Annotated in this window: 10 protein-coding genes and 1 riboswitch; of the genes, 8 read left to right on the top strand and 2 right to left on the bottom strand. The window is 70.6% G+C overall.

Translation table 11 applies throughout. From position 1 onward, the window contains the following. The first annotated feature begins 27 nt into the window (after positions 1-27). From BGM09_RS16850 to BGM09_RS16815, 8 genes are all read left to right on the top strand, one after another. On the top strand, positions 28-369 hold the full coding sequence (locus BGM09_RS16850) for a transposase (protein WP_188282434.1): 342 nt from the start codon (positions 28-30) through the stop codon (positions 367-369). Continuing rightward, positions 366-677 carry an IS3 family transposase gene (locus BGM09_RS16845; RefSeq protein ID WP_188282416.1) on the top strand — a complete coding sequence of 104 codons (312 nt, stop codon included), beginning with the start codon at positions 366-368 and terminating at the stop codon, positions 675-677. The genes BGM09_RS16850 and BGM09_RS16845 overlap by 4 nt, the downstream gene beginning before the upstream one ends. 533 nt (positions 678-1,210) lie before the next feature. Beyond that, positions 1,211-1,297: riboswitch (ZMP/ZTP riboswitch) on the top strand. 22 nt (positions 1,298-1,319) lie between these two features. Further along, entirely contained in the window at positions 1,320-2,177 is an 858-nt protein-coding gene (locus BGM09_RS16840; protein ID WP_188282415.1) for a bifunctional 5,10-methylenetetrahydrofolate dehydrogenase/5,10-methenyltetrahydrofolate cyclohydrolase, read from the top strand. A gap of 123 nt (positions 2,178-2,300) precedes the next feature. Further along, entirely contained in the window at positions 2,301-2,930 is a 630-nt protein-coding gene (locus BGM09_RS16835) for a dihydrofolate reductase family protein (RefSeq protein WP_188282414.1), read from the top strand. A gap of 127 nt (positions 2,931-3,057) precedes the next feature. Further along, a complete protein-coding gene (locus BGM09_RS16830) occupies positions 3,058-3,738 on the top strand; it encodes a GTP cyclohydrolase II (RefSeq protein WP_188282413.1) in 681 nt (226 codons plus the stop codon). 188 nt (positions 3,739-3,926) lie between these two features. After that, positions 3,927-4,523: a TetR/AcrR family transcriptional regulator gene (locus BGM09_RS16825; protein ID WP_188282412.1), complete on the top strand. Its 597-nt coding sequence runs from the start codon at positions 3,927-3,929 to the stop codon at positions 4,521-4,523. A 186-nt stretch (positions 4,524-4,709) separates the two neighbouring features. After that, entirely contained in the window at positions 4,710-6,944 is a 2,235-nt protein-coding gene (locus BGM09_RS16820) for an MMPL family transporter (RefSeq protein WP_188282411.1), read from the top strand. 210 nt (positions 6,945-7,154) lie between these two features. Next, the gene (locus BGM09_RS16815; RefSeq protein ID WP_188282410.1) at positions 7,155-9,953 is read left to right on the top strand and encodes a YfhO family protein; all 2,799 of its coding nucleotides are present in this window, start codon (positions 7,155-7,157) and stop codon (positions 9,951-9,953) included. Positions 9,954-9,968: 15 nt separating this feature from the next. On the opposite strand, the gene BGM09_RS16810 is transcribed toward BGM09_RS16815, so the two are convergent. Beyond that, on the bottom strand, positions 9,969-10,496 hold the full coding sequence (locus BGM09_RS16810; protein WP_188282409.1) for a methylated-DNA--[protein]-cysteine S-methyltransferase: 528 nt from the start codon (positions 10,494-10,496) through the stop codon (positions 9,969-9,971). Continuing rightward, entirely contained in the window at positions 10,493-12,094 is a 1,602-nt protein-coding gene (locus BGM09_RS16805; protein ID WP_188282433.1) for an AlkA N-terminal domain-containing protein, read from the bottom strand. Before BGM09_RS16805 ends, BGM09_RS16810 begins: the two co-directional genes overlap by 4 nt. Positions 12,095-12,170: the final 76 nt, after the last annotated feature.

Raw genomic sequence — 12,170 nt, 5'->3', positions numbered from 1 at the left:
GACATCTCTTGAAGATCGGATCGTGGGATTCGAGGAGGAGGCGTCCAGGCGGGTGCGGCTCGGTATCCGGAGGAGTTCAAGCGGGACGCGGTCGAGCTGGTGCTGTCCACCGGCCGGTCGATCGGCTCGGTGTCCAAGGACCTCGGCGTCAACGCCGAATCGCTGCGGCATTGGGTCCGCAAGGCCCAGTCGGCCAACGGCGCGGACGGAGACGCGGTGACTCCGGCCGAGCGCGAGGAACTGAAGCGGCTGCGTAAGCAGGTCCGTGAGCTGGAGCTGGAGAAAGAGATCCTGCGGAAGAGTGCTCAGTATTTTGCGACGAGATGGGCCGATGACCGGCCGCTGGCGGTTCATCTCCGAACACCATGAGGAGTACGGCATACAGCGGCTGTGCAGAATTTTGTGCGTATCCCGGTCCGGTTTCTGCCGCTGGCGTATCACGGAGCCGGCCCGCCGGGCCCAGGGCTGCGGCGGAGGCGGAGCTGACCGGGCAGATCCGGAGTATTCACGGGGCCGTGAAAGGTGCCTACGGGGTGCCGCAGATTACCCGCGAGCTGAGCGAGAGCGGCCCGGCGGTGAACCACAAGCGGGTCGTGCGGCTGATGCGGGCGGCCGGAATCACCGGCCGTCATCTGCGCGTGGACGATTCGCGTAATTCCCCGGTTTGGGTGGTTTGAGCACTTCGTTATTCTCCATGCCGGATTTTTCTAACCGGCCATGGGCACGGAGGATTTCGGGATTGAGGGACACGGTCATCGCGGAAGTGCGCGGGGCGGCTCTCGGCCTGAGGTTCTGAAGGCCGATGGGCGGCCCGGATGGCGCAATCGCACTCGCCGGGCGGCCCGCTCGTTCAGCCACAAGTCCGCTGGTTGTACAGCAGTGGGGTACAGCAACCAGCATGTCCGGCAATGCCCTTCAGCACGCCTGGCGCCACCTCCGAACTGCGTAGATGACCTCAATGATCTCCCCGCCCGTAGTTCGCATCGAGGGGGTCAGGGGTTCGAATCCCCTCAGGTCCACAACAAGACCGTTCCTGAGCGATTTCAGGAACGTGTGACGGAATCCCGCCGATCTTCATGATCGGACGGGATTTTTGTCGTTTCCGGGGTCCGTTCGCAACTGTTCTGGGCGGCGGAGCTCTTCAGGGCGGCGTACGGCCCCGGCCCGTCATCGGCGACACGCAACAGCGGCGGCGGGGCCGGATAGAGTGCGGGTGGGCCGTGACTGGCGCTGAGGTGGAGTACCACCGGGGAGCGGCCTGACGCATACGTCGGTGCCGTGCGCCTGGGCGAGTGGACTGAACACGCCTGGAGGCAACCATGGCATCGACACGTACCGCGCAGCTCATGGACGGGGCCGGTCTTGCCCGGCGCATCATGGGGGAGACCGCCGCCAAGGCGTCGATCGTTGCGCGGCGCACAGGATTCGCGCCGTGCCTGGCGACGGTGCTGGTGGGCGAGGATCCCGCGTCGGTGACGTATGTGCGGATGAAGCAGTCGCGCAGCGCGAAGGCCGGAATCCTGTCGCGCCATGTGGCGCTTCCCGCGGAGACCAGTACGGCGGAACTCGTGGAGACGCTCGGCGCGCTGTCGGCCGACCCCGAGGTGCACGGCATCTTGTTGCAGCATCCGGTGGGCCCGCACATCGACGAGCGGGCGGCGTTCGAGGCCATCGCGCCGGAGAAGGACGTCGACGGCGTCACGGTCAGTTCGTTCGGCGCGATGAGTTTCGGCCTGCCGGGGTTCGTGTCGTGCACGCCGGGCGGCATCATGCGGCTGCTGGAGGAGTACGAGGTCGGGCTCGCGGGGAAGCGCGCCGTCGTGGTGGGCCGCAGCGCGATCCTGGGCAAGCCGGTCGGGATGCTGCTGCTCGGGAAGGACGCGACGGTGACGTACTGCCACTCGCGTACCGCGGACCTGGCCGCGGTGGTCGCGGAGGCGGACGTCGTGGTGGCGGCGGTGGGGCGGGCCCGGCTGATCCGGGGTCAGGACATCAAGCCGGGCGCGGTGGTGATCGACGCGGGGTACAACGCGGGCAACGTCGGCGACGTGGACTTCGAGACGGCCCGCGGTCGTGCGCGGCTGATCACGCCGGTGCCGGGCGGGGTCGGGCCGATGACGATCGCCGTGCTGCTGGCTCAGACGGTGGACGCCGCCGCGTTGCAGCTCGGGGTCTGAGGTCGAGCCGGTCCCGTTCCCGGGTCCGGGATCGGCCGCCGCTGCCACCGTGTTGAGCGCGGCTGACCTGCGCCGATGTCCGCTTCAAGGGCAATTGTCAGTGGTGGGTGGCAGGCTGTGACGGTGACCAGGACTCAGTACTACACAGCGACCACGCTCGACGGATTCCTCGCCGATGAGGCGAATTCGCTCGACTGGCTCTTCGAGGTGGACACCGAACCCGGAGAGCCGTTCGAGCGCTTCATGGCGGGCGTCGGGGTGCTGGCGATGGGCGCGACGACGTACCGCTGGGTGTTGGAGCACGAGAAGGTGGTGGAGCGGCCGGAGGAGTGGCGGCGCTGGTACGGGGACCGGCCGTGCTGGGTCTTCACGCACCGGGACGATCTGCCCGCCGTGCCGGGGGCGGACATCCGCTTCGTCCAGGGTGACGTACGGCCGGTGCACGCGGAGATGGTGGCCGCCGCGCGGGAAGTGAGCGGTGGCGGCCACGGCTACGGGGAGAACGTGTGGCTGCTCGGCGGCGGCGAGTTGGTCGGGAACTTCGCGGACGCCGGGTTGCTGGACGACATCATCCTCGGCGTCGCGCCGGTGACGCTGGGGGCGGGGGCGCCGCTGCTGCCCAGGCGGCTGGACGGAGGGCGGCTGCGGTTGACGGACGTGCGGCAGGTCGGCCAATTCGCCTATCTCACGTACGAGGTGGGGCAACCGGTGGCACCGCCCGCCGGTGGGGGCGGGGGCCAGCCGAGTGCGTAGGCGATCAAGGGGGGGGCGGCCTTATGGGGGGGACTCGGGTGTGTGGCGTGGGTCACATCTTGGGGTGGGGGAAATAATCGGACTGCCAAAAGAGCTTGATATTTCAAGATCTTACGAGGGGGGCAGCATGGCGTCGAAGGTGTCGGCCGGTGTGTCGGTCACGGCGGTCAACGCGGCGCGGGGCGGGGATAATCCGCTGCCGGCCGCCGGGATACGGACGAAGGTGCGGGTGCCGCTGCGGTTCTCGGACGGGTGGGGGACGACGGCGGACGTGTTCACGTTCACCGGTCTGGTGGACGGCAAGGAGCACCTGGCGCTGGGGCTCGGTGACTACGAGGGCGCCGAGGCGCCGTTGGTCAGACCGCATTCGGAGTGCCTGACGGGGGACGTGTTCGGGTCGGAGCGGTGTGACTGCGGGCCGCAGTTGCGCGAGGCGGTGGAGCGGATCGCGGAGACCGGCGGGTATCTGCTGTATCTGCGGCAGGAGGGCCGGGGGATCGGTCTGTACGCCAAGCTCGACGCGTACGCGCTCCAGGACGACGGCCTCGACACGTACGAGGCGAATCGCGCGCTCGGGCGCGGCGAGGACGAGCGGGACTACACCGCGGCTGCCCAGATGCTGGCGGCGCTCGGGGTCGACGGCATACGGCTGCTGAGCAACAACCCGGACAAGGCGCGGCAGCTCACCGCGCTCGGGACGGACGTGATCGAGCGGATTCCGACCGCCGTCCACGTGTCGGCGGCGAATGTGAGTTACCTGCGGGCGAAGGTCGAGCACACCGGTCACACGCTGGCGCTTCCCGCCTGAACCGGCTCCGCGTCAGGCGTCGGCCTCTGGGCCGCACCTGGGCGGGTGCGAATCCGTACGCGCGAGGGCGCGGGCACGGTTGAGCGGCGCGGACGTGATACGACCCACGATCGAAACGGTGGCGTTTCGATCGTGGGCCGTCTATGGTGATGTGTACGACATCGTTTCGACTCGGAGGGCAGGGCGACATGACGGCTGAGGTTTCCGCCACGCGTCGTACGCGCCTGACCCCCGAGCGCGAGCACGAGCTCTACGCGGCGGTGGTCGAGCTGCTGCGTGAGGTCGGCTACGAGGCGCTGACGATGGACGCGGTCGCGTCCCGTACGCGTTCCAGCAAGGCGACCCTCTACCGCCAGTGGAAGGGCAAGCCGGAACTTGTGGCCACCGCGCTGCGGCACTCCAAGTCGGTGTCCACGGCGGACATCGACACGGGCTCGCTCAGCGGTGACCTGCACGAACTCATCCGCTGTCACGACCAGGACGAGACCAAGCGGGACCAGGAACTCATGCGCGGGCTCGCTCACGCGGCCTTCAGGAACGAGGACCTGTTCCGCGCCCTGCGCGAGCTGCTCATCGAGCCGGAGCTGGTCAGCTTCCGGGCTCTTGTGCAGCGTGCCGTGGACCGCGGCGAGCTGGCAGCCGACAATCCGGCACGCGACTTCGTCCCGCACCTGCTGTTCGGGGCCGCATTGGCGCGGCCCATCATCGAAGGTCTTGACCCCGACCCCGACTTCTCCCACAGATACATCGACGCGGTGGTCGTCCCCGCCCTGCGTTTGTCGTGACGAAGCGCGCCGGCCACTGATGTGATCTGACTTCTCCCAGCGCCACTCAGCACGACTCAGCACCTCAGCACCACTTCCTCAGTGCGACATTCCCCGCACCACCGCTCCACCTGACACGCCGCTCTCGTCGTCGGGCTGGTTCCTCACGCCCACATTTCCATCCTCCTGACGGGAGCCCATGCCCCCATGGCCACATTCCTCTACAAGCTGGGCCGGCTCGCTTTCCGGCGACGGCGGTTCGTCGTACTGATATGGGTGGCGCTGCTGGCGCTCGCCGGTGTCGGCGCGGCGACCGCGCCGTCCGCGCCGAGCGACAACTTCACGGTGCCCGGCACCGAGGCGCAGCAGGCGTTCGACCTGCTGCACGAGCGTTTCCCCGGCACGAACGCCGACGGCGCGAGCGCGCGCATGGTCTTCCAGGCACCCGACGGTCAGAAGATCACCGCGGGGCCGAACAAGGCGGCGGTCGAGAAGGTCGTTGCCGAGCTGAAGAGCACACCGCAGAAGGCGACGGTCGCCGATCCGTTCGCCGCCGGTGGTGACGCGATCAGCAAGGACGGCACCACTGCTTACGCGTCGGTCAGTTACACGGCCAAGTCCACCGACATCACCGACGCCACGCACACGGCGCTGGAGGACGCGGCGCGGCACGGCAGGGACGCCGGGTTGACGGTGGAGACCGGCGGTACGGCGCTCCAGGCGTCGGTGGAGACCGGGAACAGCGAGATCATCGGTGTCGGCATCGCGGCGGTCGTGCTGCTGATCACGTTCAGTTCGCTGGTCGCGGCGGGGCTTCCGCTGCTGACCGCGATCATGGGTGTCGGAATCGGCATCGCGTCGATCACCGCGCTGGCCAGCACGCTCGGTCTGTCCAGTACGTCGTCCACACTCGCGTCGATGATCGGACTGGCGGTCGGTATCGACTACGCGCTGTTCATCGTGTCGCGGCACCGGCATGAGCTGATGGAGGGCCGAGAGGGTGAGGACGCGGCCGGCCGGGCGGTCGGCACGGCGGGCTCCGCGGTGGTCTTCGCCGGTCTGACCGTGCTGATCGCGCTGGCGGGCCTGGCCGTGGTCAACATCCCGATGCTGACCAAGATGGGGCTGGCCGCGGCGGCCACCGTCGCCATCGCCGTACTGATCGCGCTCACCCTGATCCCCGCGCTGCTCGGCTTCGCGGGACCGAAGGCGCTCAGCCGCAAGGTCCGCAAGGGGCGCGCGGCCGACACCGGCAAGCCGAACATGGGCACCCGCTGGGCGCGCATGGTGGTACGCCGCCGGGTGCCGATCCTGGTCGCGGGCGTCGTGGCGCTGGGCCTGGCCGCGATCCCGATGGCGAGCATGCAACTGGGCCTGCCCGACGACGGTTCGCAGCCGGTCAGCACGACCCAGCGCAAGGCGTACGACCTGCTGTCCGACGGTTACGGGCCGGGCTTCAACGGGCCGCTGATGGTGGTGGTCGACGCCGCGGCGAGCGACGACCCGAAGGCGGCGGTCGACCAGATCAGGACGACGATCACCGGCTTCCCCGATGTGAGGACGGTCAACGCGCCCGCCTTCAACACCAAGGGCGACACGGCCACCCTTTCGGTGGTGCCGGACTCCAAGCCGAGCAGCGCGCAGACCGAGGACCTGGTGCACGCGATCCGCGGGCATCAGGGTGAGTTCACCGGTACGACCGGGGCGGACGTCCTGGTCACCGGCACCACGGCGATGAACATCGACGTGTCGCAGACGCTGAACGACGCGCTGGTGCCGTATCTGGCGCTGGTCGTCGGCCTGGCGTTCCTGCTGCTGATGCTCGTGTTCCGGTCGGTGCTGGTGCCGCTCAAGGCGGCGCTCGGCTTTCTGCTGTCGGTGCTCGCGGCGCTGGGCGCGGTCGTGGCGGTCTTCCAGTGGGGCTGGCTGTCCGGCCTGATGGGCGTGGAGCAGACCGGGCCGATCATGAGCATGATGCCGATCTTCATGATCGGCGTGGTGTTCGGTCTCGCGATGGACTACGAGGTCTTCCTCGTCACCCGGATGCGGGAGGCGTACGTCCACGGGGAGTCGCCGAGCCAGGCCGTCGTCACCGGTTTCAACCACGGTGCGCGGGTGGTGTCCGCCGCGGCGGTCATCATGATCAGCGTCTTCGCGGGCTTCATCGGCTCCTCCGAGTCGATGATCAAGATGATGGGCTTCGGCCTCGCGATCGCGGTCGCCTTCGACGCGTTCATCGTTCGTATGACCATCGTCCCCGCGGTGCTCGCACTGCTCGGGCGTTCCGCGTGGTGGCTGCCACGCTGGCTCGACCGCGCGCTGCCCAATGTGGACGTCGAGGGCGAGCAGCTTCGCAAGAGCCTCGGTGACACGGTGGACTCCGACGGCGGCGCCTCGGGGACCGGTGCTTCGCAGGAGGAGCACGAACCCGTACGCGTCTGATGATGTGACGCCGTCGGTTGTGGCTTCGTCCAGTCGGACGCGGCACCTGGTGACGTCGTCCGTTGTGTGATCCTCCACCCGTCCGGCTGCCTTCGGGCACCGGGCGGGTGTGTGACGTTCACCTTGGAGACGGTGGAATGTCGCGTTCCTGTCTGTCGGGGATGCCTAATATCTGGCGACATTCACAGAACATGCGTACCGGGGGAACCGATGGCACCTCAAGAAGTCCCTCCGGGAGCGGTCGGGCGGGTGAGGTCCTGGTTCCTCATCGCGCGCACACGGGCGGCGCTGCTCGCCGCGGGCGTGGCGGCGGTCGCCTTCTGCGTCGGTGACGCGGTCGCGGGCAGCTACCCGTTCGGCTCGCGCACGCGCAGTGTCAATGACCTGGGCAACCAGTTCGTCCCCTACCACGCGCACTTGTGGGACCTGCTGCACGGCAGGGCCGACGGCGGGCTGCTGCTCAACTGGCAGTCCGGTTACGGCAGCAGCTTCCTGCCGGACCTCGGCACGTATGTCTCCAGCCCCTTCGCGCTGCTGGTCGCCTTCTTCCCGCGCGACCGGATCGACCTCGCCGTCTACGCCGTGACCGTGCTGAAGATCGGCGCCGCCGCCGCGGCGATGGCCGTACTGCTGCTCGCGCTGCGCCCCGGACGGTGGTGGGCGGCGGGCGCGCTCGGCGCGTCGTACGCGCTGTGCGGCTGGACGGTGATGCTCGCGTCGTACAACCCGATGTGGCTGGACGGCCTGATCGCCTTCCCGCTCCTGTGCCTGGTGGGGGAGTGGGCGCGGACCGCGCGGCGGCCGTATCTGAGCGTCCTCGTGGTCGCCCTGTGCTGGATCGCGAATTTCTACACCGCGTATATGGCGACGATCGGCGCGGGGCTCGTCCTCATCGCCCGGCTGCTGACCGAGCCCGACCGCGACGACACGACCGCACCGGACGGGAGCGCACCGTACGCTGGCGGCCCCGGCCCCGGCGGTACGCGTGAGCCGCGCGAGTGGCTGCGCGCTCTCGGCAGGGCCGCGCGCAGCATGGTGCTCGGCATCGGCCTGTCCGCGCCGCTGGTGCTGACCATCTTCAAGGGGACGAAGCTCGCCTACCCCGGCCTGGTGCAGGAGTTCGAGCCCAAGCCGTGGTCGGACCTGCTCGGCCGGATGCTCCCCGGCACGTACGGCTTCGCGACGCCGTCCACGTACATCGACACCGCGGCGTTGCTGCTGGCCTTCGCGCTGCCCTTCCACCCGGCGGTGCCGCGCCGCACGCGCACGGTGTGGACGGTGCTGGTGCTGGTGGTCACGGCGTCGTTCCAGTGGAAGCCGACGCATCTGCTGTGGCACGCCTTCACCACGCCCAACGGCAGCGCGTACCGCGAGACGTTCGTGCTCAGCGGGATGATGGTGATCGCCGGGTGGTTCGCCTTCGCGCACGGCCTGCCCGGCCGGCGTCAACTCGCCTGGGCGACGGGCGTGATGGCGGCCCTGGTGGCCGTCACGCGCTTCGGCGCGGAGGAGGGCGTCACCGGGCAGGGCACGTATCCGCTGCTCGCGCTCGGCCTCGTGGCGACGATCGGCGCCCTGTCGCTGCTGCGCTGGGCGGCGGACCGGTCACCGGGCGGGGCCGCGGGGACCGGCGCCGCGGCCACCGGAGCTTCCGCGGCCACCGGAGCTTCCGCGCCCACCAAGGCTTCCGCGACCGCCACGCTGCCCGTGGTGCTGGCCGCGACGCTGCTGATCGGCGCCCAGATCGGGCAGTCGGCGTTCACCAACGCCTGGGACGTCAGGAAGCGGCTGGCGACCATGGACGACTACGGGCAGTGGGGCCAGCGCGAGACGTACCAGTACGACGCCATCGCGAAGGCCGACGGCTGGCCGGACTACCGCACCGATCCGGGACGCGAACAGACCGTCGGCAACGACCCGTTGATGGTCGACGGCCAGGGCGCGCAGTACTACAGCAGCCTCACCGCCGATGTGTGGACGAAGACCCTGATGGCGCTCGGCGGCGGCTGGACCTCGCGCGGCCGGTCGTTGCAGAGCCTCGACAACCCCGTCACCGATGTCATCTTCTCGGTCGGCGCGCGCGTCCACTCCCGCCGCGACCCGCACCAGGTGCATGTGAACCCGCCGCCGAACGTGCCGCCGACCGTCACCCGGCAGGACGTGCCGCCGCTGGTGACGATGCGCGACGCCGCACCGGCCGCGCGCTACGGCCTCTCGCCGTACCGGAACCAGGAGTTGCTGCTCGGCTCCGCCGTCTACACCCCGACCACCACCGAACTGCGTGACAGCAAGGGCCGGTTGATGCCGCGGACCCCGAAGGGGTACCGGATCACCGGGTACGTACGGCATCCGCGGACGAGTACGTACTCGCTGCGGACGTCCTGCCCCGCGGGCAGCGAAGTGTACTTCTGGGCACCGGACTTCAAGGGCCGGGTCACGCTCCCCGGCGCCGCGCCGGTCAACTTCCTCGGCCGGATGCCCACCCACCGCGCCCCCGTCGAGCGCCTGGGTGAAGTGCCGGGCGGCGGCGGGAAGTTCGCCCTCAACGTACGGGCCCTGGAGCCCGGCACGCTCTCCTTGGACGGTATCGGCTGCCTCGACCGGGGCAGGCTCGCCGCCGCCGAGCGGAGGCTGGCGGCGGGCGCCGCCACCCGCGTCCATGTGACGGACGACGGCATCAGCGCCCAACTCCCCTCCGGCGCGCACGGATTCGCGGTCGTCGCGGCCCCGGCCATCAAGGGCTGGAGCTGCGCCACCGACAACGGCTCCGCGCGCCCCGCTCGCTCCTACCTGGGGCTGATCTCCGTGCCCGTCAACGAGGGCGCCACCTCGGTCTCCTGCTCCTTCACCCCGCCCGGCCTGCACCTCGGCGAGGCGATCGGCGGAGCCTGCCTGCTCGGCGTCGCGGCCCTCGCGGCGTTCGGCTGGTGGCGCGGGCGGCGCCGCCCCGAGGAGGACGGCGACACCGAACCGGCCCGGCCGGTACCCGCGGCACTGGTCGAGAGCTGACGAGGCTCCCGCACCTCAGAGCAGCACCGGCTGCTGGACGCCGTTCTCCATCGCCAGCAGCCACCGCTTGCGCGGCAGCCCGCCGCCGTAGCCCGTCAGATCGCCGCCCGCACCGATGACGCGGTGGCACGGCACGATGACGCCGATCGGATTCTTGCCGTTGGCCAGGCCCACCGCGCGGGAGGCGGTGGGATTGCCGAGGATCGCGGCGAGTTCGCCGTACGAGACGGTCTCGCCGTACGGGATGTCGCGCAGCGCCGACCAGACGCGCTGCTGGAAAGGCGTGCCCGACATCGCCAACGGCAGGTCGAAGCGGGTGAGTTCGCCCGCGAAGTAGGCGTCGAGCTGGGCGCGGGCGGCGGCGAAGACGGGGCTGTCGCCGCGTGGGCCGAAGGTCTCCTGCGCGGGGCGGTGCCGCTGCTCGGTCATGTAGAGGCCGGTGAGGGTGCGGTCGCGGGCGACGAGGGTCAGTTCGCCGCAGGGGCTGTCCACGACGGTGTGGACCGGGTGCTCCGCCGAGGGGGCAGGGCTGTTGACGGTCATGAGGGTGAAGTCTCTTTCTCATCAGTGGTGTTGGGTTGTGTGTCGGGCCGTGCGTTGGGCTGGAAGTCGGGCTGGGAGCCTGGCCGGGCGTCGGGCAGGACGTTGATCGGGTGATCACCCGTCGCCCACAAGTACTGCGTGGCGTAGGCCCGCCAGGGCGACCAGGCGGCGGAGTGCCGTACCAGCGCCGCCGGAGTCGTCGGCAGGCCGAGGTCGCGGGCGGCGTACCGCACGCCGAGGTCGGTGGCCAGGAAGGCGTCCGGGTCGCCGAGCGCCCGCATCGCGATCGTCTCGACCGTCCACGGCCCGAAGCCGGGCAGCGCCGAGAGCTGGGCGCGGGTCCGTCCCCAGTCGCTGCCGACGTCGAGGTCCAACTCGCCGCTCTCCAGGGCCCGTACGAGCGCGGCCAGGGTGTTCCTGCGGGTCTGCGGCATCGCGAGGGCGGCGGGGTCGAGTCCGGCGAGCGCGGCGGGAGCGGGGAAGAGGTGGGTGAGGCCGCCGCCGGGGTCGGTGACGGGCTCGCCGTGCGCGAGCACCAGACGGGCGGCGTGCGTACGGGCCGCCGCCGTCGAGATCTGCTGCCCGAGTACGGCGCGGACCGCGAACTCCGGCCCGTCCGTGACCCGCGGCACCCGCCGCCCCGGCGCCTTCGCCACCAGCGGCGCGAGCACCGGGTCCGCGGACAGCAGCGCGTCCACCGCCTGCGGGTCCGCGTCCAGGTCCAGCAACCGGCGGCAACGGCTGATCGCCTGGGCCAGGTCACGCCAGTCGGTGAGCCACAACTGGCAGGCGATGTGGTCGGGTTGGGGCCGCAGCGCCACGATCCCGGTCCCGTGCGGCAGGCGCAGCGTGCGCCGATACGCGCCCGCCCGCCACTCCTCGACGCCCGGTACCGCGGTCGCGGCCAGGTGGCCGAAGAGATTGTCCGGGGTGAGCGGGCGGCGGAACGGCAGCCGCAGCGACAGGGTGCCGGTCCCCGCGGGCGGACGCCCCTTGGCGACCCGCGCCCGCAGGTCGCTCGGCGACAGCGCGAAGGTCTCGCGCACGGTGTCGTTGAAGGTGCGGATGCTGGCGAAGCCCGCCGCGAAGGCCACCTCGCCCATCGGCATCGCGCTCGTCTCGATCAGCAGCCGCGCGGTCTGCGCGCGCTGCGCACGCGCCAGGGCCAGCGGCCCGGCGCCCAGCTCCGCCAGCAGCTGCCGCTCGACCTGCCGGGCGCTGTAGCCGAGCCGCGCCGCGAGGCCCGGCACCCCGTCGCGGTCCACCACCCCGTCGGCGATCAGCCGCATCGCGCGCGCCACCAGGTCGGCCCGCTCGTTCCACCGCGGCGAGCCGGGGCTGGCGTCCGGGCGGCACCGTTTGCAGGCGCGGAATCCGGCCTGCTGCGCGGCGGCGGCGCTCGGGTGGAAGGTCATGTTCTCGGCCTTCGGCGGCACCGCGGGGCAGCTCGGGCGACAGTAGATGCGGGTGGTCAGCACCGCGGTGTAGAACCATCCGTCGAAGCGGGCGTCCTTCGACCGGACGGCGCGCACGCACGTGTCGAAGTCCGGGACGGCCCCGGCCGGCCTGGAGTCCTGGACCGTTGCCCTGGCGGCGATCCTGCTCGCGGCCTTGCCCGCGTCCGCATCCGCATCCGCGTCCGATGCCGTATCTGCGTCCGTATCCGATTCCGCG

Origin of the sequence: Streptomyces sp. CBMA29 (genome assembly GCF_014596445.1) — a bacterium.
In the GTDB taxonomy this organism is placed as follows: Bacteria; Actinomycetota; Actinomycetes; order Streptomycetales; family Streptomycetaceae; genus Actinacidiphila.
This window is presented reverse-complemented; position numbering and strand designations above follow the sequence as displayed.